A 20,219-nucleotide genomic window follows, 5' to 3' on the forward strand; every position below is an offset into this window, starting at 1 on the left:
CAATGGCCGACGAGAACACGACAGTGACGCCCGAAGAGGAGCCCATTATCCCGGGCGTGGGCATGCGCGTGGAGCCCGTGGGGCTCGAGACCGAGATGCAGCGCTCGTATCTCGACTACGCGATGTCCGTCATCGTCTCGCGTGCGCTGCCGGACGTGCGGGACGGGCTCAAGCCCGTCCACCGCCGTGTGCTGTACGCGATGTACGACGGTGGCTACCGGCCCGAGAAGGGCTTCTACAAGTGCGCCCGCGTCGTCGGCGACGTCATGGGCACCTACCACCCGCACGGCGACTCCTCGATCTACGACGCCCTGGTCCGCCTGGCCCAGCCGTGGTCGATGCGTTTGCCGCTGGTGGACTCCAACGGAAACTTCGGCTCTCCCGGAAACGACCCGGCTGCCGCCATGCGGTACACCGAGTGCAAGATGATGCCGCTGTCCATGGAGATGCTCCGGGACATCGACGAGGAGACCGTCGACTTCCAGGACAACTACGACGGCCGTAACCAGGAGCCGACGGTCCTGCCGGCGCGGTTCCCGAACCTGCTGATCAACGGCAGTGCCGGTATCGCCGTCGGTATGGCCACCAACATCCCGCCGCACAACCTCCGCGAGGTCGCGTCGGGCGCGCAGTGGGCGCTGGAGCACCCCGAGGCCACTCATGAGGAGCTGCTCGAGGCGCTGATCGAGCGGATCAAGGGGCCGGACTTCCCGACCGGTGCCCTGGTCGTGGGCCGCAAGGGCATCGAGGAGGCGTACCGCACCGGTCGTGGCTCCATCACGATGCGCGCGGTCGTCGAGGTCGAGGAGATCCAGAACCGCCAGTGCCTGGTGGTCACGGAACTGCCGTACCAGACCAACCCGGACAACCTCGCTCAGAAGATTGCCGACCTGGTCAAGGACGGCAAGATCGGCGGCATCGCCGACGTCCGTGACGAGACGTCCTCGCGCACCGGCCAGCGCCTGGTCATCGTGCTGAAGCGCGACGCCGTCGCCAAGGTCGTCCTGAACAACCTGTACAAGCACACCGACCTGCAGACGAACTTCGGCGCCAACATGCTGGCGCTCGTCGACGGCGTGCCGCGCACCCTGTCGCTGGACGCGTTCATCCGCCACTGGGTGACGCACCAGATCGAGGTCATCGTCCGGCGCACCAAGTTCCGGCTGCGCAAGGCGGAGGAGCGCGCCCACATCCTGCGCGGTCTGCTCAAGGCACTGGACGCGATCGACGAGGTCATCGCGCTGATCCGGCGCAGCGACACGGTCGACGTCGCGCGAGAGGGCCTGATGGGCCTGCTCGAGATCGACGAGATCCAGGCCAACGCCATCCTCGAGATGCAGCTGCGCCGACTGGCCGCCCTGGAGCGCCAGAAGATCGTGCAGGAGCACGACGAACTGCAGGCGAAGATCAACGAGTACAACGCGATCCTCGCCTCGCCGGAGAGGCAGCGCGGCATCGTCAGCGACGAACTCGCCGCGCTCGTGGAGAAGTTCGGCGACGACCGGCGCTCCAAGCTGGTGCCCTTCGACGGTGACATGTCCATCGAGGACCTGATCGCCGAGGAGGACATCGTCGTCACGATCACGCGTGGCGGCTATGTGAAGCGCACCAAGACCGACGACTACCGCTCCCAGAAGCGCGGTGGCAAGGGCGTGCGCGGGACGAAGCTCAAGGAAGACGACATCGTCGACCACTTCTTCGTCTCCACGACGCACCACTGGCTGCTGTTCTTCACCAACAAGGGCCGGGTGTACCGGGCCAAGGCGTACGAGCTGCCGGACGCCGGCCGTGACGCGCGCGGCCAGCACGTCGCCAACCTGCTGGCCTTCCAGCCGGACGAGCAGATCGCCGAGATCCTGGCGATCCGAGACTACGACGCCGCTCCGTACCTGGTGCTCGCCACCAAGGCCGGTCTGGTGAAGAAGACGTCTCTGAAGGACTACGACTCACCCCGTTCCGGTGGTGTCATCGCGATCAACCTCCGGGAGACGGAGAGCGGTGAGGACGACGAACTGATCGGCGCGGAGCTGGTGTCGGCGGAGGACGATCTGCTGCTCATCAGTAAGAAGGCGCAGTCGATCCGGTTCACCGCGACCGACGAGGCGCTGCGCCCGATGGGCCGCGCGACCTCCGGCGTCAAGGGAATGAGTTTCCGCGAGGGCGACGAACTGCTCTCGATGAATGTCGTCCGGCCCGGTACGTTCGTGTTCACAGCCACGGATGGCGGGTACGCGAAGCGGACCGCCGTCGACGAGTACCGCGTCCAGGGGCGCGGCGGCCTCGGTATCAAGGCCGCCAAGATCGTGGAGGACCGCGGATCTCTCGTGGGCGCGCTGGTGGTCGAGGAGTCCGACGAGATCCTCGCCATCACGCTCGGTGGCGGTGTGATTCGAACGCGAGTCAATGAAGTCAGGGAGACGGGCCGTGACACCATGGGCGTCCAACTGATCAACCTGGGCAAGCGCGATGCCGTCGTCGGCATCGCTCGCAACGCCGAGGCCGGTCGTGAGGCCGAAGAGGTCGAGGCGGCCGTCGAGGCCGAAGGGACCGACGAGGCCGCCGTCGAGGCGACGGCCGAGGCGGCAGCCGAGGGCACACAGTCCTCGGCCGGGGAGCACGAGGAGTAAAGCGTGAGTGGAGCCACGGGCGCCGGACCGGCAGCATCCGGAGCGAACGGTGCCCGTGGCCCTGCCGCGGACTCCCAGGGGGCCACAGTGACGGACAACCGAGGGCAGCAGCCCCCGTACCAGATGTTTTCCGGCGAGCAGCCTGCCCCGCAGCAGGCGGGCCAGCCGTACCACCCGCCGCAGGCGTATCCCTCGCCCGGCGGGACCCAGGGCGGCCAGCAGCGGCCGGCCCAGGGTGCGGGTGCGGCTTCGGGTGCCGCGGTGCGCAGACCGCGCACAGGGGCCCGTACGACGCCGCGTACGCGCAAGGCACGCCTGCGGGTGGCGAAGGCCGACCCGTGGTCGGTGATGAAGGTCAGCTTCCTGCTCTCCATCGCGCTCGGCGTGTGCACCGTGGTCGCGGCCGCGGTGCTGTGGATGGTCATGGACGCGATGGGCGTCTTCTCGACCGTCGGCGGGACGATCAGCGAGGCGACCGGCTCGAACGAGAGCAACGGCTTCGACCTCCAGTCGTTCCTGTCGCTGCCTCGGGTGCTCATCTTCACCTCGGTGATCGCGGTGATCGATGTGGTGCTCGCCACAGCGCTGGCGACGCTCGGAGCCTTCATCTACAACCTCTCCGCCGGTTTTGTGGGCGGTGTCGAGCTCACGCTCGCCGAGGACGAGTAGCGCCGCGCAGGGGTCCTCGGATTCCGATTTTGGCGCTGCACCGCGTGTGCGCTAATCTTCAGAGGTCAGCGCGCAGCGCGGAGGGGCTATAGCTCAGTTGGTTAGAGCGCATCCCTGATAAGGATGAGGCCACAGGTTCAAATCCTGTTAGCCCCACCAGTGCAAAGAACCCCAGTCGAATCCGACTGGGGTTCTTTGACATCTACGGCCGGCATCAGCCGAGGAGCGGATCTTTCAGAAGGTCGGCGAGCATGGCGGCCGCCTCCCGCCCATCGTCGTCCACAACGTGGGTGGCCGTCCATGGTCATGCTGATCCGGCTGTGCCGCAGGATCGCCTGAGCCACCTTGGGACGCACCTTGAGGAAGGCGAGCAGCGTTCCGCAGGTGTGCCGGGCCGGCCGGACCGTGATCCGGCGCAGACCGGCTCCTTGATCAACGCGTCGAAGGTGCGGGAGAAGTCGCGCGGCTCGATCACCGGGGTGAACTGCTGGCGGTCGAAGTCGATGTCCTGCCAGCGCAGGGCAAGGACTTTCGTCCGAGACTTCCAGTCGCTGCGCCGACGCGGGATCCAGCGACTTGCGCGAGAACTGGGAGAGGGCCGCTCGATCCGGTCGGCGGCCCTGGTCGGGCGGGACCCGGTCGTGGACCACCAGGTGGAGGTGTCCGACCAGGAGGCCCCCGATCTGGTGGCACGAGTGCTCGACCTTGAGGACGGCGCCGGGTCTGTGTCCGCAGTCGACGCTTCGTACTGGAAGGCAGGTCGGTGCTGGTCGCGACGTCGTATCTCCCGGCCGAGTTGGTGGCAGGGGCCGCGATCACTCGACCCCGCGCCCGGCGGCGCGCTGCGTGCCGCGGGCAGGAGTGAGGAAGTCACCAGCAGCTCAAGGACATGCCTCCGGGGGCGCTCAGGCTTCAGGAGGGTGGGGGCGCCGTTCGCGAGTGCCGGCCGGCTGGTGGCGTGCGGGATGGGAGCTTGGTAAGTGGTGGGCCGCGGTAGCCGCGATCCGCGGGGAAGAGTGCGGCTCAGTACCAGAAGGCCTTGACGACAGCGTGCCCCGTGGGGACGGTCCGGTCGTAGAAGGCCCGCAGGTCGGTGTGGTGGGTGAGGAACCAGCCCTTGACCTCGGCCTCGTCGAAGGCGGAGAAGGGAGGCAACACCTGCGGCCGGGCCGCCTCCCAAAGATCGTCGAAGGAGACCGCCGCCAGGAAGGCGGCCACCTCGCGCACCTGGACGGGGCGGAGTATCAGAAACGGCGGCTGGTTGTGAGTGGCGTGGTACACGGGGCTGCCCCCGAAGACCGCGAGCTCCCGGTCATGAGAGCCCTGTGGGGTGCACGCCGCCCTGTAGACCTCATGCAGGGCGGGGAAGTGGTACTCCACGACTTCGGCGATGCCGTCCCGGCGTTCGGCCTGGAAGCGGTCGAAGTCCCCGGCGTCCCTCATGAACTCCTCCAGCCAGGCCCAGTCCTCTCGGATCTCGGACTCCGGCATGGCGCGCAACTGCATCTCGATGCTCATGCCGCGCATTCTGGCCGAGGCAACCGACAACACCGAGTCGGTCAGATGACCGCAACGGCCAACAGGTGCTGACAGCGCCGACCAATGCCGTTTGGCAGCGGACAGTCAGCCAAGGAGACCGGCCGGTCGGCCAACGTTGCCGACCCCCTGTGATCGACCTGATGAGGATGAGGCCACAGGTCCAAATCCTGTCAGCCCCACAGTGACGACAGGCCCGGCCGGAGATTCTCCGCCGTGCCTGTCGCTTTGTGTACGGCGTGCGTTGATGTGCCGAGGGTGCCAGCGGGCGTAGGTCACCGATCGGTATCGGTCGGTGTGTATAGTCGGGCGCCAGAAGTCCTCATACGTCAAGGAAAGACGAGGTCGCGCGGTGAAGAAGCTTCTCCTGGTCGCACTGGCCGCCATCGGCGGGCTCCTCGTGTACCGCCAGATCCAGGCGGATCGCGCCGAGCAGGATCTGTGGACGGAGGCGACTGACTCCGTGCCCGCAGGTTCGGGTGTGTGAGACGCAGCGTTTCTTGGACATGAGCCCCGGTCGCCGTAGCGGCCGGGGCTCTGTGCTGTCCGCCCCGAGGGCCGTTGCCCCCGGGGTGGATCACTGAACGTCATCGATCGTGACCGGGTCCTGGGGCTTTCGCTTCCGCGAATCAGTTGCTTGCGATAGCGAATCTGATCTTTGCCGACCGCGTGGACACGCCCCCAGCGCCGTGGATCAGAGGCTGGACGGGGGCGCCGGCCCGACCCGGTGGCGGACAACGGGGGATGATTCGCCCGTGCGCGAAGACAGCGGAGCGGAGTCCGGGGCAGGATGGTCCGGGCCACGGTCGCGTGGTGCCGGGCGCGGTGCGTCCAGGCCCCGGCCGGGGCGTCGTTCCTGGTGCGGCGAAGAGCACGGCGGCCACGGGCAGGTGCGGCTCTCGGCGGACTCATCGACCACAAGGAGAAGCGCGTGAAGAGGCAGCGCGGCAGGGCCCGGGTGGCGCTGGCCGGGGCGGCGGCGTTGTGTGCGGTGGCGGCGTTGCCGGGACAGGCAGGGGCGGCGGGCCGGCCGAGCCCCTACGTCTTCGACGTTGAGGCCAAGCCGGTGAAGGGCACCCCCCTCAACATCAACGGCCCGGAGCTTACGGCCGGTTCGGCGTACAAGGACTCGATCAAGCCGGGTGAGAGGCGCTACTACCGCCTCAACCTGGACGCCCGGTCCAATGCCTATGTGTCGGCGGTCGCGGTTCCCGGGCCGGGCACCAAGGTCACCTATGCGGACCAGCTCAAGGTGTCCATCGAGGACGGCTCGGGCACCGAGTGCAGCGACGGCGAGGCACGGTTCGGGTCGGCGGCCTTCGCCCGGCCGGTGGCCGACTACGCGAGCCGCCGGATCGAGAAGGACAACAGCAGTTGTCAGCAGGCAGGCGCGTACTACGTGCTGCTGGAGCGGGACTCGGACGACGCGTCCTCGTCAGAACCGTGGGACGTGGAACTCCGCTTCGCCTCCGAACCGGCGCTGAAGTCCGCCGGCCCCACCGCGCCTCCCGAGGTCTGGCCCTCCGCCTCGCCCGCGGCGCCGGCCGGCGGGCCGCAGAAGCGTCACGGGGGCACGAGCTTCCATGACTCCACGAGCCTCGAGCAAGGTGAATGGCAGGACAGCATCAAGCCCGGGGAGACGCTCTTCTACCGGGTGCCTGTCGACTGGGGCCAGCAGATCTTCGTCGGCGCCGACCTGGCCAACAGCCCGAGCGGCGACGCGACGAAGAGCGTCAGCAACGCCCTGGTGCTCGCCCTGCACAACCCGGCGAGGGGCTTCGTCGACGACGAGTCGAGCATGTACTACGACGGCAAGCAGAAGTCGATCTCGCTGGATCCGCTGCCTCCCGTGGCCTACGAGAACCGCTACGCCTCGGACACCGCCACCAGCGCTATGCGGTTCGCCGGCTGGTACTACCTCGCTGTCACGCTGAACCCGGAGATCGAGGAGGCGTACGACGGCAACGCCGTCCCGCTGACCCTGCGCGTGAACGTCAAGGGGGACGCCGCTGAGGCACCCGCGTACGACGGGCCGGCCGGGGACTTCCGGGTCACGGAAGAGGACCGTGCGGCCGCGGAGAGCGGTGCGAGCGCGCAGGAAGCGGCCAAGAGCGACACGATGGTGATCGTCGCGATCGCGGGGATCGGAGCGGGGACCGTGCTGGTGCTCGGGCTCGGCGCCTGGACGCTGCTGGCACGGCGCCGGATGCCCGAGGAAGCGGCGCCCACCCCCTTCTCCGTTCCGGGCCAGGGCGGCCCGCAAGCCGCTCAGGGGGTGGGGAACGGCCCCGCCCAGGGCTACGGGTACGGGCAGTACGGGCCCCCGCCGGGGCAGTAGGGCACTGGGCCCCTGCCGGCGTCGGCGGGGCGGCACGGCCCTACCGCCGCAGGGCGACTGCGGCCACGGCCGGTCCCTTCCCGACGACCGCCGGCCGGGGAGTACGGCTCCTGCCCGGCGGGCGTCGGGTACGTTCCACCGGCGGGACTCAGACCTGGGTCAGTGCCCAGATCCCCACCGCGAAGCACAGCACAGCGACCAGCAGCACCGGGACCGCGACCTTCGGGGGCGGTCCCGGCCGCTTTCCAGTGCGTGCGGGTGGAACCTGCGGGCCGTGAGCGGTGTAAGTACGGCTAGAGGGCCCGCCGTACGGCGTCGGCGGCGGCTGATGGGGGGAGGCGGCATGCGCGGTGACAGCATCGGCAGTCTGGACATGCGCGGGGGTGTCCGACGTGGCACCGGCCGGACGCGGGACCGGCGGCGGGACGGGCATGGGACCGGGTGTGGGCTGGGTCCCGGCGGGAAAGGCAGGCGGCGGGTGCGGCCCACCGGTGTGCGGCAGCGGGGAGGGCTGCTGCTGTGGTGGCGGCGCGAGATGGAAACTGCCCGTCTCCGAAGGGGGAGGAGTCGGCTGCACAGCCGTGCTCCGGTCGGCGGCCTGCTGCAGTGTCTGGGGCCCGTTCGAGCCGAAACCCGCGGGCAGTGGCCCGAGTTGGTCGAAGATCTCGACGGGCTCCTCGCCCGGCGGGGGCTCGGGAAGCAGGTCCGCGGCTGCCGTGAGGGCCTTGCGCGCTCCCGTAGCGGTACGGAACCGCGCCTGCGGATCCGGCTGGAGCAACCCTGCCAGCACCTGCCAGAGCGGCTCGGGAATTCCCTGGGGAGCGCTCGGAGTGCCGTGGGCGGCGTAGTGCTCCACCAAGGCCTGGGAGTCCGGTTTGCGGCCCTGCAACAGATAGAGGCCGACCAGGCCCACCGCGAACAGGTCGGCCGTGAAGTCCGGCTCCGCGCCGAGCATCTGCTCCGGTGCGAAGTAACCCGGCGTGCCCACCACATAGTTGGTCTCGGTCAGCCGGGGCTCGCCCTTGCGCATCGAGATCCCGAAGTCGGAGACCCGCAGATGAGGCCGTCCCTTTCCTGTCGCCTCCATCAGGATGTTGGCCGGCTTGATGTCGCGGTGCACGACACCCTCCGCGTGGACCGCGGCAAGACCGGACAGCAACTGGTCGAGCAGGGTGCAGACGAACCGCGGCGGCAGCGCACCGTAGTCACCGATGACATGGGCAAGCGAACCGCCGCTCACCAGGTCCATGGTGAACAGCACCTTGTCGTCGTCCGCGGCCCAACTGGCGGGGGCGAGCACATGGGGATGGTCGATGCGCATCGCCTGCTCCCGCACGAAGCGGAGCAGCGTGTGCGCATCGCTCTGCTGGAGAACCTTCGCCGCCACATAGCGACGACGACGGTGGTCCCAGGCGCGCCAGACGGCGCCGACACCACCGCGCCCGATCGGATCGATCAGTTCGTACCGACCAGCGAAGACCTCACCCATTGTGCTGCGCCCGCTCCCCGTCCCTCATGAAGGCGACTGTCCGCCTCGTTCAGCTCTGGTGCGATTCGAAGTGCGAGACCGCGTCGGCGGTGCGCCCGGCGCCGTACACCCGGAGGAACTCTGCCAGCTCCGGGTGGGTCGGGGCGAGGGAGTCCGCCGCATCGATGATGTCCCCCGCAGCTGCCACGGAGCGCAGCAGTGACTGGATCTCGCGCACCACACGACGGACCGTCGGCGCCCCCGAGCCGCTGGTCGACGGGTTGGTGCTCGTGAGGACCGAGCCGCCTTGCGACTTCCTGATCTCGTCCATCCGCGCGGTCGCCTCCACGGCACTCACACTGCCGTCGGCCACCTGACCCGCCAACTCCTGGAGCGCCTGGACGCGTTGGACGACTGCGGGGTTTCCGATCTTCGCCCGCTGGCCGCTCATCAGCTGCGACAGCATCGGAGCCGAGAGCCCGAGGACGCCGGCGAGTCGCGCCTGGTTGAGCCCCAGGTCATCGATCAGGCGACGAAAGAGAGCCCCGAGGGGCTCCCCGTACCAGCTGCGCTGCAGTTCCCTGGCTCTTGCGGTTGTTTCCTGCTGCGCTGCGTCCATTGCGTCTCCCCATCGCTTCCCCAAGCGGCTTCGCTGCTGCGAACCTTGTGCTGCATCTTACGGAGCGTGGTCGGCGACGGGGAGTCCCGGCAGGAACCCCGATATTTTTGCAGGATCACGGGGATGACCCGGTACTCTTGTGCACGGCGGTTGCCGGGGCACGGTTGTCCACGGTCCTTCCGTCGTTCCGGGGCCTTAGCTCAGTTGGTAGAGCGCTGTCTTTGCATGGCAGATGTCAGGGGTTCGACTCCCCTAGGCTCCACACCGAGAATTGCCCCCTGCCCCGCGGAGACGCGGGGCAGGGGGCAATTTCGATGGCATCGGTGGGCGTGTCCATGTCCACGCGGTACGGGGAGCCGTCGGTCCCCAAGGGGTTTGCGCGCTCCTGGTCTCCCTTGGGGAGACCGTCTAGACGGGCACGTCCTGCGGGACATCGCTCTCGTCCGCCGACCACTGCTGATTGCGGACAAGCGCCTGGTACTCCGGGCAGCGGAGAAGCAGCTCCTGGTGTGTACCGGCATCCAGGGCGTGGCCGGACTCCATGACCAGTACATGATCGGCATGCTGGACTGTGGACAGACGGTGCGCCACGACGACCACTGAGCGGTCCAGGGCGAGCCGCGTGACCAGGTCGCGCAGGCGCTGCTCATTGATGCTGTCGAGCTGTGACGTGGGTTCGTCCAGCAGGACCACGTCAGCGTCTGTGAGCAGCACGCGGGCCAGGGCAAGGCGCTGGCGTTGCCCGCCCGAAAGGTCGGTGGCGCGGCCAAGGACGGTGTCGAGCCCATCGGGGAGTCGCAGCACCTCGTCGCGCAGCGCCACCGAGTGGAGCACTTCGAGGAGTACGTCGTTGCCGGGATCGGCGTCGCTTCCCAGCAGAAGGTTTTCGCGCACGGTCCCCTCGAGCAGGGTGAAACTCTGGTCGACATAGGCCACGCGCCGCCTGAGGTCGTACAGCGGCCAGTCGTGCACGTCGTGTCCGAGGACCCGGATCGTGCCCGCGTCGGGGTGCACGAATCGTTCGATCAGCGCCAGAACCGTGGACTTGCCCGCGCCTGAGTGTCCGACGAGCGCGGTGAGCCCGCGCCGGGGTGCGGAGAAGGTCAGGTTTCCCAGGACGGGTTCGTCGTCGTAGGCGAAGGCGACGTCGCGGAATTCGACGCCGGGTGCGCCCTTGACCGGGAGCGGGCAGGGGGTGGCCGTGTCCTCGGCCTCCTGGGGAAGTGACAGCAGTTCGTCGAAGCGTGTGCGTGCGGCGAGTCCCGCCTGCAGCTGGCTGATGCTGGAAGCCACGACCGCAACCGGAGCGACGAGTTGGAGCAGGTAGAGAAGGAACGCCGTGAAGTCCGGCATGGACAGGTCGCCGGAGGCCATCCGGGCGCCGCCACCGAGGATGATGCTGACCAGGGCGATCTGCTGCCCGAGTCCCATCACGGGGCCGATGAGTGATTGCAGCCGGGCGCTGAACAGCGTCGATTCCGTCAGGTCGGACGCGTCCTGGGTCAGGGAGCGGGTCGCGCGGTCCTCGGCGCGGTAGGCCTTGATGGTCGGCAGCGCGGCGAGTGTGGCGGTGAAGCGTTGAGCCAGTTCGCCAAGGGCTGTTTGCTGGGCGACGATGCTGCGTCGCACGCGGATGATCACCAGGCCGATGACAGCCCCGGCCAGCGCGAAGGACCCTATGGTGATCAGCACCAGCACCCAGTCGAGCAGACTCATGACGACCAAGGTGGCCACGACTGTGATGGTCGACAGCGGAAGCTGTATCGCTCCGACATCGATCACGGATCGCAGCATCATCGCGTCGGAGGTGACCCGCGCGACGAGGTTGCCCGGTCCCTGTGTGCGGACTTCGCGGAGCGGAAGCCGCACGGTGTGTTCCATGACCCGTGAACGCAGTCCAAGGATCATCTTTTCGCCTGTGCGGGCGAGCAGATAGCCGGACATGGTCGCGGAGAGCGCGCCGACGACCGCGAGCGCGGTCATCAGAACAACCGGCCACAACAGTCCACCGCTGTCTGAAAGGGCTTCCACCAGGTCTCTGACCATCAGTGGCACGGCCAACGTCGCGGCGGTCGAAATCAGTGCCAACAGGGCCGCGATCCCAAGTTGCAAGCGGTCTCCGCCGGCGAGGACAGCCCGCAACCGCAAGCCCGGGGCGGATTCGTTACGGGCGACTGGCATTCGTGTACTCCACCTTGTGTGCGAATTTCTGGGATTCACGGATTTCTTCGCGAGTCCATCACACGCGCGCGCGAAAAAGTAACGACAATTCTTGGGCATCCGGCGCCGATCTGTGGAAAGGCGGCCCGACGTACAACAATTGGCTCAGGCCCGGGTGTCTCAAAGTTGGCGTCGGCGGCGGATTGTTCCGGCTGGAGTGATCGGCTCCGGAAGCTGCCTGTAGCGTGACGGGGACGTCATCCGTCCGGCGTTTTTCAGGATGGCTGTTCCAGCAGGCCGGCGAGAGAGAAGGACCGGGTATGTTCAACAAAAGGGAAGTGCACCTGATTGCGCTCAGCGACCTCGGTGACGCCCGTGATGCGGTGCGCCAGGCGCTGTCCGACGCTCCGAGTGACGAGGTCCCCGGACTGCGGCGTGCCGCGCGGATCCTGGACGACCTGGCGGGGCGGAGCGGTGAACCGCGGCTGCGCTGGGCCCGGAAGATTCTTGAGCGTGAAGGCATCGACCCCGTCGATCACGAGGTGTCCGCCATACGGGCCCTGCGGCAGGAGCTCCCGGGCCTGAGCCTGACGGCGGCGACCGAGTTGGCACGGGAAGCGAAGCTGGCTCAGGGCATGTGAGTGCCTGCTGGTAGTCGCCTCAGAGAGCCCCTCGGGGACGGAACTCGTCCCCGAGGGGCTCTCATGCGTCCCGGACCGCCCATGGAAAGTACTTGCCAGTTTGGAAAGTCCATGCCAGTCTGGAATCAGCAAGCCCCTCACCGTCACGGGAAGCCGGAGAATCAATGAACACCTCAGGAGCGATGCAGCCGAGCGCCGAGTCCGCCGCAGCTGCACTGCGGAGTGCGCGTGCCGCCGAGACCGCGGCTCGGCGTCCCCGACCGGTGCCTGGCTGGTACCCCGCCACGCACGGTCTGCTGCTCGCCGCAGGATTCAGCGGTTTCGGTGCGGCCCGTATGTGGTCGCAGTGGCAGGACTGGTTCCTCGCGGCCGCCACGCTCTGCCTGGCCGGCTTCCTCGCGGTGACCTGGATCACGATGCGAAGCTCCGGTGTCGCTCCTTGGTTCGACCGGCAGCGGGGGGCCTCATGGCGCTCCTGGGGCTCGCCCGCCGTTCCGTTCGCCGTCGGCCTCCTGGCGGCGATTCCCTACGGCACGGCCGGCTGGTTCATCGGATTCGGTGTGGCCGCCGGCGCGGCGTCCTGGGTGGGGGCCGGCCGCCGGCGCGCACGCGCTCTGGAGTCGTCGTGAACCGAGCGGACCTTCCCGGCCTGGACAAGGAGATCCACCATCCCACTCGGCTCATCGTGGCCGCGTTTCTCTCCGGCTGCGCGGAGGCCGAGTTCGGGGCGGTACGGGATTACTGCGGGGTCACGGACTCGGTGATGAGCAAGACGGTCGCGGCGCTGGAAAAAGCCGGGTACGTGACGGTGCGGAAGGGTTACATCGGTAAGCGGCCGCGGACATGGGTGGCACTCACCTTGAACGGCAGGGAGGCGCTCTCCGCGCATCTCGCCGCGCTCGAGACCCTCGCGGAAGCATCCCGCAGGGCAGGGGCCGACGGACCGGCCCCGGGCGAAGGACAGCAGGAGAAGAGCTAGGGAACGGAAAACACCGCTGGGTGCCCGGGGTGCAGGCGCCCAGCGGTGGTTTGCGACCTACGGACGCAACTGGTTCAGCAGCCCCAGTTCGCCGTGGCGGAGACGCCGGCACCGCTGATGGCGCTGACAGCCGCGCCGCAGCCGCCGCTGGAGCCACCGATGAAGCTGAGGACCGTCGGGGTGATGGCCGGGGCATCGGCCGAGACGCCGGCGCCGAACTCCTCGGCGTTGGTGTAGGCGGTGTAGCCGGTGAGGAGCTGCTCTGCGGTGTTCATTGAGAATCCTTTGCTGAATGCTATGTGTAAGGGCGAATATTTCCCGCCCCCTGTTTCCGCCTTTTCAGGCGGACGTCCACCGATCGATCAGCGGTTGCTGATCAGCAGCCCCAGGCCTTGGTGCTGGCGATGCTGCCCGCAGAGGCGCCGAGAGAGAAGTAGATGCACTCGGGGGAAGAAACGGTGGTGATGGTGGGCGTCGCGGCCGGGGACTGGTTGTCCGCGCTCGCGCCGAAGTCCTCGGCGTTGGTGTAGGCGGTGTAGCCGGCGAGAAGCTGCTCTGCGGTGTTCATGCTGATCCTTCGTCGAGTGATCTTCAGAGCGGTGGTCTTTCCTGCTCTGTCTCTATTCGATCGCAGGTATCGCCCTGAGCGCTACGCAAAAGTTATCGGCGATTGGGGGCGACCCCCCTCGCGACCTGCAATCTCTTCCCTCAGGCCACAGGAATTGGCTCACTGATCGGATACGCCAAAGCTGGGAACCCGGTATAGGCAAATACAATCGGGTGAGAAAGCAGAGCAGCCCTCACCGAGAAAGGTGAGGGCTGCTTGCCAGTGGTGCTCGGAGGTCGATCATCCCGTATCAGGGACCCGGCGCCAGTATTTTCGTATCGCCTGCCACACATGCAGTTCGAGGCAGACCTCTCCCAGGGCCGACTTGAGCTCTGTCACCTCAGCCACGAGCCGGATCTCACGCGGGGGCGGACGGTGTGCGCCGGCTCCCTGAAGTCCGCGCAGGCCGCCTTCCATGAACGCTTCACGCCAGTCCTCGACGGACCGCTCCGAGATGTTCATGTGCCGTCCGGCTGCCTCGGCAACCGATTCCCGGCCCGAGATGACGCCCAGGACGATGTTCATCCTGTCGTCGACCGAGATCGCCCGGGACGGGTCGTACGTGCTCTCTTCCATCCGTTCACGGACCGATGGTCATGCCAGGCCGATTCCCGGCAGCACCGGAGAGTCCAGATTCCTGGCCGGCATCAGCGGGTCCGTCCCGGCGTTGAGGAACGCCTCGGCGACGACGGCCTCGCGCGAGACGCCGTCGGCCCGCACCGCGTGTCCGACCAGGGCCTCGGCGAGTACCTGGCAACGGTGCTCGCCGAAGCTCAGCGCCCCCTTGCCCGGTCGTGGGTCGTCCGGCTCCCAGGCGGTACCGACACCGTCGGCCAACCGTCGGACGAAGGGGGAGGTGGTGGTGCCAAGACCGGACAGGCCTTGGACGGACGCGGCGATGTCGCCCGCCGCATGCCAGGCATCCGGCCCGAGATAGACCACCAGGGCGTCGCGGCGTGGGAAGTGCTTCAGGGACGAGGTGACCTTGGCCCGGTAGCGGAGCTCCAACTCCTCCATCTGTGACAGCACCGTCCCCCAGACGTTCGGGGCCGACTCCGCGTCGGTCAGGTGGATGTAGAGGCGCAGCATCTGGGATCCCGTGACACGTCCCCGGGAGGCGTCGGTCAGGAAGAAGCCGGTCGAAAGGGCGGGGCGCGGCGCCGGGATCCGGAGGGTGACGAGATCGGAATCCGGGCCCGGCAGACGGTCACCGAGGCGGTCGCGGGGTATGCGTACCCGCAGGCCGTCGAGCCGGACGATCACGCTGTCCGCCTCAGGGACGTCGCTGAGCACGGTCGCCTGGACCCGCGTGGTCCGATGGGGCATCGCGGCGAACAGCCGCTGGTCGAAGTCGTCGTCGCGAAGGCTCCGTTGCCGGGTGCTGTCGCCCTGGTCCTTCATCCCGGCGTGCAGATTCTGGTAGAAGAGGCCGCCGAGTTTCTTGGCGAGGTCGCCGGGGGTCTTGGCGTCCAGTTCTTCGTGCCCGACGACGGCGGTCAGGCCCCCTTCGGCGACCTCGATCTCTTCCAGTGCCTCCGAGATCTCGGGAGCAATGAGCCCAACGGCGGTCGTCATGAGGTGCCTTCCAGACCGAGTACGGAGGTGAAGTTGTGCGGTGCCAGCAGTACGGTGCGTCCGATGCCCGCAGCCGCGCGGTCACCGGCTGTCAGCCGGGTTCCGAACTTGGCGCCGGCGAGCATGCGGTCGATCATGTGCCATCCGGCGAAAGCCGCGACCCGGGTGGTGAAGCCGTCCTCGGCTGTGGGCCGCGCCTCGCGGTAGCCGTCCCAGAACGCTTTGATCCGCGGGCGAAGACGGTCGATCTCGCGGGCCCCGTGGGCGAGGATGTCCTCGTGTGACGCGTCGCGGCCGAAGCTGTGTCCGGGATCCTCGCTGATGGACTTGGGGATGCCCTGGATGGCCCGGTACAGCCATTCGCCGACGAATCCGCCGACGTCGCGGGCGGCGTCGCCGAAGCGGAATTCCTCCCAGTCGGTCAGGTAGAGGTCGTCACCCGCGACAAGGTACTGGTCGAGCCGGATGTCGCAGTGTGCGGGCACCAGGGGCGCGTCCGCTTCGCGGCGACGCAGCTCGTGCAGGGAGGCGATCAACTCCCGGTCCGGCTGGAGGAGAGCCCAGGACTCGACTTCGGCGAAGGCCGAGTGGATGAAGACCGGCAGCGACAGGGCGTCGAAGTCGTCCATCGACGGTGTCTGGTGGGGCGTGCAGTCCAGCGTTCCGGGCTCGAGCGGCAGCGTGTGCAGGATTCCCAGGATGCGGCCGGCCCGGCAGCACAGGTCGTCGTCGAACGCGTCATCGGCGGACAGTTCCGACCCCGAACGCGCATCCTCGATCCGGGTGAAGGCGACCAGGCGGTGTTCCTCGTCGGATCCGAGCAGTTCGGGGCCCTGGAGGTCTGTTCCGTTGAAGCGTGACGCGATCTTCTCGAAGGCCATGATGCGGTGGAACCGCCGCAGTACGTCGTTGGGTTCGCCGCCGACGCGCTTGACGAAGACCTTGGCGCCGGTACTCGTCGTACCGGCCCAGTTGTCGTTGCGACCGATGTGGGCCACGACGGTGTCCGCGTCGAAACTGCCCAGACCCAGCCGGCCGAGGAACTGCTCGACTTCGGGCGCCTTTTCCAACTGGACCGGGTCGAAGCGGGCCTGGGTCAACGGCGGCTTCGATACTTGATCTGTAATCACGATCACGGAGCGTATGGATTGCCCCGGCAGCCCGACAACGGATGGCTCACTATTCCCCGTTGTTGTGTTGGGGAGGGACTGCCGTTTCGGGGGCGATGGGTGTCAGTACCGGTACGGCGCGGCTCTGTGGGTCCAAAGTAACGGGTTTTGTGTGGTCTTCTTGCGGGCGTCCGGGTCCCATAAGGTACGGGTATGCCCACTCCGATCCTGCAGCGCTTCACGCTGCCCAATGGTCTTCGGGTAGTTCTCTATCCGATATCAGGTGTTCCGGCCGTCGGCGTCAGTGTTCACTACGACGTCGGCTTTCGATCCGAACCCCAGCAGCGGACCGGATTCGCTCACCTATTCGAGCATTTGATGTTCCAGGGCAGCGAGAGCGTGGACCGGATGGAACATTTCGGCCATGTGCAGGCAGCCGGTGGAACCGCCAACGGATCGACACATCAGGACTACACGGACTTCTATCAAGTGGTTCCGTCAGCTGCGCTGGAGCGAGTTCTGTTCCTGGAAGCCGATCGGATGCGCGCGCCGAAGCTGACGGCGGAAAACCTGCGGACACAGGTGAACGTGGTCAAGGAGGAGATCCGGCTCAATGTGCTGAACAAGCCCTATGGCGGCTTCCCGTGGACCGTTCTGCCGGGTTTGTTGTTCCAGACCTATCCCAATGCGCACAACGGATACGGTGATTTCACCGACCTCGGGCGGGCAACGGTGGACGAGTGCGCCGCGTTCTTCGATGCCCACTACGCGCCGGGAAACGCGGTATTGACGATCGCGGGCGACATCGACCCCGGTCGAGCGGTCGATCTGGCTTTCCGGCACTTCCAGGATGTTCCGTCGCGACAGCTTCCCCCGGCCGTGGACCTGAGCGAGGCGGCGCCGGATCAGGAGCTCAGGAAAGAGCACTTCGACCCCCACGCGCCGATGCCGGCCACCGCGGTCGGCTATCGCATGCCGGACCCCCTCGCCGACCTTGACGCCTATCTGGCGCACATGGTGCTCTGCGTCGTTCTCACCGGTTCGGGCGAGTCGTCCAGGCTCAAGCGGCGGTTGATCCACGGTGCCTCCCCGCTGGTCACCGATGTGAGCACCGGCTGCGGCCTGTTCGGCGCTCTGGACGCCCGGGATCCCGAGACCTTCCTGTGCGTCGCGACGCATCCGCAGGAGACCTCGACCGACCGGCTGCTGGATGTGCTGGACAGCGAGCTCGAGGACTTGGCGGCACGGGGCCCTCTTGAGGAGGAACTGGTCCGGGCCACGGCTTTGAGCAGCGTGGGCATGCACCGCAAGCACGACATGCTGCTGGCGCGGACGCGCGCCCTCGGGGCGCAGGAGGTGCTCTTCGGTAAAGCCGAGCTCGTGGACGAGCTGCCCGGCCGCCTCGCCGCCGTGACAGCGGAAGACATCGCCCTGGCGGCCAAGTCCCTGCGGCCGTACTCACGTGCCGTGCTCAGTCTTCGTCCCGCTCCGTCACCGGTACCTCGTCCGAGCCTGTCAGGAAGCTGATCCATGATCGACACGCCTTTGGTCCGCGCTCCCCTGGGAGAGCCTGTCCGTCGCAGCGCTGAGGAGATCGGCCGCACCGCCACCGGGCCCCGGGCGCTGCCGGCCCTCGATGTCGGCGGACGCCAGGCCCTGCCACCGATGACAGACGTCGTTCTGCCCAATGGGCTGCGGGTGATCGCCGCCCGGAGGCCGTCCATCCCGATGGTCGAGATGCGGATGTCGGTGCCCTTCGCCGGCGCCACGTTCGAGCACGCGGCCACGGCCGAGGTCCTGGCCGCCACCCTGTTCCGTGAAGGGCGACCTTCACGGGAGGGCATGGAGGCCGCGATGTCCCGTCACGGCGTCACCCTGGCCGCTGACCGTTCGTCCCGGTGGCTGCACATCTCCGGGTCCGCGCCCGGGCACGCGCTGGACACGTTGGTGGACGTCCTGGCCGACGCGCTCACGCACGGGTCCCCGGAAGAGGAGGAGATCCGCCAGATACGGCACCGGATGGTGCGGCAGATTTCCATGATCCGGGCGCAGCCGCAGGTGATCGCGCAGGAGGCTCTGTTCGCGCACTGCTACGGAGAGGTCCCCGGACTTCAGGAGGTTCCCTTCCCGGCGCCCGTGGAAGCGGTCACAGGCGAGTCCGTACGGGAGTTGCACAAGGCCCTGGTGCGTCCCAGGGGAACCGTCCTGGTGCTGGTGGGAGACCTGGATCCGGAGCGAGCTGTCGACCTGGTGGCCACTGCGACGCGGAACTGGGGCGGCATCGGGGTGGGCACGGCACCGCCGGCGCTCCCGCCGGTGCGCGGTGGGCGTGTCGCGCTCGTGCCCCGGGCCGGCGCGGTTCAGTCGCAGATCAGGCTCGTCCGCCCGGTGGTGGCGCGGACCGACGACCGTTTTCCGGCCCTGAGCCTTGCCAGTCTGGTATTCGGCGGCTACTTCTCCTCACGGCTGGTCAAGAATATCCGTGAGCGCAAGGGACTGGCATATCGCGCGGATGTCGGCTTCCAGGATCATCTGGACAAATTGGTTGTGAGTATCGAGGCGGACACCGCCACGGAGGCCACGGCCCAGGCCTACGGAGAAATCCGTGCAGAGATGGAGCGCCTGGTCGACGATCCGCCTTCGGAGGCGGAGATCGGCGCTGCCCGCGAGTACACCATCGGTATGGCGATGCTCGCGCTGTCGTCCCAGGCGGGGTTCGCCACCAGTGTGGTGACGGCTGTGAGTCTGGGGCACGAACCGGATCGGGTCACCACGTTTCCGGAGCTGCTGCGGAGCGTCACTCGTGTTCAAGTGGCCCACAGCGTAAGGGAGTTCTTTGATCCTGGTGCGTTCAGTGGGGTCGTGGTCGGCGATGCGGTCGAGCTGGCGGACGGGCTGCACGCCGTGGGCGGAGTCGATGTCTCCGCGTCCGCCGCCGGCTGATCCTTCGGCACGCCGCATCGGGGCAGAAGCGTCCGGAAAGTTCGTATTGGGAAATCTCAAGTAAGGCGCAATTTTGTTGCCCCGCGGAATGCGCCAGTTATATGATCTTGGTGTTGGCGGGCATTCCGTGCGCGACCAAATGTGTTCACTTGAGAGATCTGACCAAGTCTTTCCAACGGGGAAACAGTGACACCATCCGAGATGTTCAATATTCACACACTGCCGCCGTTCCATACGGACGTCATCCGTCATGGGCGTTCCAGCGCCCGCCCATGTTCGTGAACGGCCCCAGGACCGTTTGAGCGGGTCTTCAGGCCGTCAGGTCTGGACCTGGACTCACAGTCACTGCAGGTCGCGCGGGGTGCGTATGTGAACGGACTGACCTCCCGTCCACCTGGGCACCCCGTCGGATCCACCGCGGGGAGGCTTGCCGGCAGCAAGCTCTCGCGGGTTATGAAATGGAGACGAGAGGCGATGTCACGCCCTCCGGTAATGCCAGCTGCTGAAAAACTGAAGATCGTCCTCGGGGTGTTGTCGGGCGATCACACAATCGCAGAAGCCGCGCGTCGAGCCGGTGTATCTGAACAGTCCGTGGGGAACTGGAAGCGGCAGTTCCTCGATGGCGGACGTACCGGCCTCGAGGGAGGGAATTCACGCAATGCCCAGCGCGAGCGTGATCTCCTTTCCGAAATCACGGAACTGAAAACAGCCCTGGGCGAGGCGTATGTGCAACTAAGGGTGCGGAGGAAGTCGGGCGAGTACCGCACGGTCCCTTTTCAGACCTCGAGGCAATCAGACAGGACGCCAGGATCAATGTCTCGAGGTTCTGCGAGATCTTGGGAATCCCTCGGCGGACCTACACGCGCTGGAAGATGAAGCACGTTCCCTTGCAGAGGGCCCAGCGGGACTGAGGCCGCGCTGGGCCACGGATGAACTGATCCGCGGATG

General features: G+C 67.4%; 19 protein-coding genes and 2 tRNA genes. 12 read left to right on the plus strand and 9 right to left on the minus strand.

Annotation, left to right across the window (positions count from 1 at the left end; translation table 11 throughout):
* The first annotated feature begins 2 nt into the window (after positions 1-2).
* From gyrA to MDN94_RS07855, 3 genes are all read left to right on the plus strand, one after another.
* Complete coding sequence (gyrA, locus tag MDN94_RS07845) at positions 3-2,627, plus strand: DNA gyrase subunit A (protein ID WP_482725173.1); 2,625 nt, start codon at positions 3-5, stop codon at positions 2,625-2,627.
* A gap of 87 nt (positions 2,628-2,714) precedes the next feature.
* On the plus strand, positions 2,715-3,296 hold the full coding sequence (locus tag MDN94_RS07850) for a DUF3566 domain-containing protein (protein WP_441263340.1): 582 nt from the start codon (positions 2,715-2,717) through the stop codon (positions 3,294-3,296).
* An 82-nt stretch (positions 3,297-3,378) separates the two neighbouring features.
* Positions 3,379-3,455: transfer RNA gene (locus MDN94_RS07855), tRNA-Ile, on the plus strand.
* Positions 3,456-4,319: 864 nt separating this feature from the next.
* Here MDN94_RS07855 and MDN94_RS07860 read toward each other — a convergent pair.
* Positions 4,320-4,814, minus strand: coding sequence for a DUF1877 family protein (locus MDN94_RS07860; RefSeq protein ID WP_482725174.1), 495 nt, complete (start codon positions 4,812-4,814; stop codon positions 4,320-4,322).
* 370 nt (positions 4,815-5,184) lie between these two features.
* On the opposite strand from MDN94_RS07860, the gene MDN94_RS07865 reads away from it, so the two are divergent.
* A complete protein-coding gene (locus tag MDN94_RS07865) occupies positions 5,185-5,319 on the plus strand; it encodes a DLW-39 family protein (RefSeq protein ID WP_003958712.1) in 135 nt (44 codons plus the stop codon).
* 444 nt (positions 5,320-5,763) lie between these two features.
* On the plus strand, positions 5,764-7,170 hold the full coding sequence (locus MDN94_RS07870) for a hypothetical protein (RefSeq protein ID WP_482725175.1): 1,407 nt from the start codon (positions 5,764-5,766) through the stop codon (positions 7,168-7,170).
* A gap of 148 nt (positions 7,171-7,318) precedes the next feature.
* On the opposite strand, the gene MDN94_RS07875 is transcribed toward MDN94_RS07870, so the two are convergent.
* Both MDN94_RS07875 and MDN94_RS07880 read right to left on the minus strand, forming a co-directional pair.
* Positions 7,319-8,659: a serine/threonine-protein kinase gene (locus tag MDN94_RS07875; protein ID WP_482725176.1), complete on the minus strand. Its 1,341-nt coding sequence runs from the start codon at positions 8,657-8,659 to the stop codon at positions 7,319-7,321.
* A gap of 49 nt (positions 8,660-8,708) precedes the next feature.
* Entirely contained in the window at positions 8,709-9,257 is a 549-nt protein-coding gene (locus tag MDN94_RS07880; RefSeq protein WP_482725177.1) for a helix-turn-helix domain-containing protein, read from the minus strand.
* A gap of 189 nt (positions 9,258-9,446) precedes the next feature.
* Between MDN94_RS07880 and MDN94_RS07885 the strand changes: the two genes are divergently transcribed.
* Positions 9,447-9,519 (plus strand) — tRNA-Ala (locus MDN94_RS07885).
* A gap of 146 nt (positions 9,520-9,665) precedes the next feature.
* On the opposite strand, the gene MDN94_RS07890 is transcribed toward MDN94_RS07885, so the two are convergent.
* Positions 9,666-11,537: an ABC transporter ATP-binding protein gene (locus tag MDN94_RS07890; protein ID WP_482725178.1), complete on the minus strand. Its 1,872-nt coding sequence runs from the start codon at positions 11,535-11,537 to the stop codon at positions 9,666-9,668.
* 200 nt (positions 11,538-11,737) lie between these two features.
* Between MDN94_RS07890 and MDN94_RS07895 the strand changes: the two genes are divergently transcribed.
* The 3 genes from MDN94_RS07895 to MDN94_RS07905 all read left to right on the plus strand — a co-directional run bounded on the left by MDN94_RS07895 (position 11,738) and on the right by MDN94_RS07905 (position 13,037).
* The gene (locus tag MDN94_RS07895; RefSeq protein ID WP_482725179.1) at positions 11,738-12,058 is read left to right on the plus strand and encodes a hypothetical protein; all 321 of its coding nucleotides are present in this window, start codon (positions 11,738-11,740) and stop codon (positions 12,056-12,058) included.
* Between the two features lie 164 nt (positions 12,059-12,222).
* Entirely contained in the window at positions 12,223-12,687 is a 465-nt protein-coding gene (locus MDN94_RS07900) for a hypothetical protein (protein ID WP_482725180.1), read from the plus strand.
* The gene (locus tag MDN94_RS07905) at positions 12,684-13,037 is read left to right on the plus strand and encodes a transcriptional regulator (protein ID WP_482725181.1); all 354 of its coding nucleotides are present in this window, start codon (positions 12,684-12,686) and stop codon (positions 13,035-13,037) included. Before MDN94_RS07900 ends, MDN94_RS07905 begins: the two co-directional genes overlap by 4 nt.
* Positions 13,038-13,111: 74 nt before the next feature.
* Here MDN94_RS07905 and MDN94_RS07910 read toward each other — a convergent pair whose 3' ends face one another.
* The 5 genes from MDN94_RS07910 to lxmK form a co-directional block, all read right to left on the minus strand.
* On the minus strand, positions 13,112-13,312 hold the full coding sequence (locus MDN94_RS07910; protein ID WP_189473171.1) for an LxmA leader domain family RiPP: 201 nt from the start codon (positions 13,310-13,312) through the stop codon (positions 13,112-13,114).
* Between the two features lie 101 nt (positions 13,313-13,413).
* Entirely contained in the window at positions 13,414-13,605 is a 192-nt protein-coding gene (locus tag MDN94_RS07915) for an LxmA leader domain family RiPP (RefSeq protein WP_189473172.1), read from the minus strand.
* A 279-nt stretch (positions 13,606-13,884) separates the two neighbouring features.
* Positions 13,885-14,220: a transposase gene (locus MDN94_RS07920; RefSeq protein ID WP_482725182.1), complete on the minus strand. Its 336-nt coding sequence runs from the start codon at positions 14,218-14,220 to the stop codon at positions 13,885-13,887.
* Between the two features lie 18 nt (positions 14,221-14,238).
* Positions 14,239-15,219, minus strand: coding sequence for a T3SS effector HopA1 family protein (locus MDN94_RS07925; RefSeq protein WP_482725183.1), 981 nt, complete (start codon positions 15,217-15,219; stop codon positions 14,239-14,241).
* Complete coding sequence (gene lxmK, locus MDN94_RS07930) at positions 15,216-16,349, minus strand: class V lanthionine synthetase subunit LxmK (protein ID WP_482725184.1); 1,134 nt, start codon at positions 16,347-16,349, stop codon at positions 15,216-15,218. Before lxmK ends, MDN94_RS07925 begins: the two co-directional genes overlap by 4 nt.
* Before the next feature lie 192 nt (positions 16,350-16,541).
* On the opposite strand from lxmK, the gene MDN94_RS07935 reads away from it, so the two are divergent.
* The 3 genes from MDN94_RS07935 to MDN94_RS07945 all read left to right on the plus strand — a co-directional run bounded on the left by MDN94_RS07935 (position 16,542) and on the right by MDN94_RS07945 (position 20,147).
* Positions 16,542-17,855, plus strand: coding sequence for a M16 family metallopeptidase (locus MDN94_RS07935; RefSeq protein ID WP_482725185.1), 1,314 nt, complete (start codon positions 16,542-16,544; stop codon positions 17,853-17,855).
* A 3-nt stretch (positions 17,856-17,858) separates the two neighbouring features.
* Entirely contained in the window at positions 17,859-19,271 is a 1,413-nt protein-coding gene (locus MDN94_RS07940; RefSeq protein ID WP_482725186.1) for a M16 family metallopeptidase, read from the plus strand.
* Positions 19,272-19,763: 492 nt separating this feature from the next.
* Positions 19,764-20,147: a transposase gene (locus tag MDN94_RS07945; protein WP_482725187.1), complete on the plus strand. Its 384-nt coding sequence runs from the start codon at positions 19,764-19,766 to the stop codon at positions 20,145-20,147.
* Positions 20,148-20,219: the final 72 nt, after the last annotated feature.

The organism is Streptomyces sp. WAC00040 (assembly GCF_056835925.1).

Excerpts from the sequence above, each read along its gene's own strand:
- gyrA (WP_482725173.1), top strand. The coding sequence starts at position 3 with ATGGCCGACGAGAACACGACAGTGACGCCCGAAGAGGAGCCCATTATC.
- MDN94_RS07860 (WP_482725174.1), bottom strand. The coding sequence starts at position 4,814 with ATGAGCATCGAGATGCAGTTGCGCGCCATGCCGGAGTCCGAGATCCGA.
- MDN94_RS07875 (WP_482725176.1), bottom strand. The coding sequence starts at position 8,659 with ATGGGTGAGGTCTTCGCTGGTCGGTACGAACTGATCGATCCGATCGGG.
- MDN94_RS07880 (WP_482725177.1), bottom strand. The coding sequence starts at position 9,257 with ATGGACGCAGCGCAGCAGGAAACAACCGCAAGAGCCAGGGAACTGCAG.
- MDN94_RS07890 (WP_482725178.1), bottom strand. The coding sequence starts at position 11,537 with ATGCCCAAGAATTGTCGTTACTTTTTCGCGCGCGCGTGTGATGGACTC.
- MDN94_RS07895 (WP_482725179.1), top strand. The coding sequence starts at position 11,738 with ATGTTCAACAAAAGGGAAGTGCACCTGATTGCGCTCAGCGACCTCGGT.
- MDN94_RS07900 (WP_482725180.1), top strand. The coding sequence starts at position 12,223 with ATGAACACCTCAGGAGCGATGCAGCCGAGCGCCGAGTCCGCCGCAGCT.
- MDN94_RS07910 (WP_189473171.1), bottom strand. The coding sequence starts at position 13,312 with ATGAACACCGCAGAGCAGCTCCTCACCGGCTACACCGCCTACACCAAC.
- MDN94_RS07915 (WP_189473172.1), bottom strand. The coding sequence starts at position 13,605 with ATGAACACCGCAGAGCAGCTTCTCGCCGGCTACACCGCCTACACCAAC.
- MDN94_RS07920 (WP_482725182.1), bottom strand. The coding sequence starts at position 14,220 with ATGGAAGAGAGCACGTACGACCCGTCCCGGGCGATCTCGGTCGACGAC.
- MDN94_RS07925 (WP_482725183.1), bottom strand. The coding sequence starts at position 15,219 with ATGACGACCGCCGTTGGGCTCATTGCTCCCGAGATCTCGGAGGCACTG.
- MDN94_RS07935 (WP_482725185.1), top strand. The coding sequence starts at position 16,542 with ATGCCCACTCCGATCCTGCAGCGCTTCACGCTGCCCAATGGTCTTCGG.
- MDN94_RS07940 (WP_482725186.1), top strand. The coding sequence starts at position 17,859 with ATGATCGACACGCCTTTGGTCCGCGCTCCCCTGGGAGAGCCTGTCCGT.
- MDN94_RS07945 (WP_482725187.1), top strand. The coding sequence starts at position 19,764 with ATGCCAGCTGCTGAAAAACTGAAGATCGTCCTCGGGGTGTTGTCGGGC.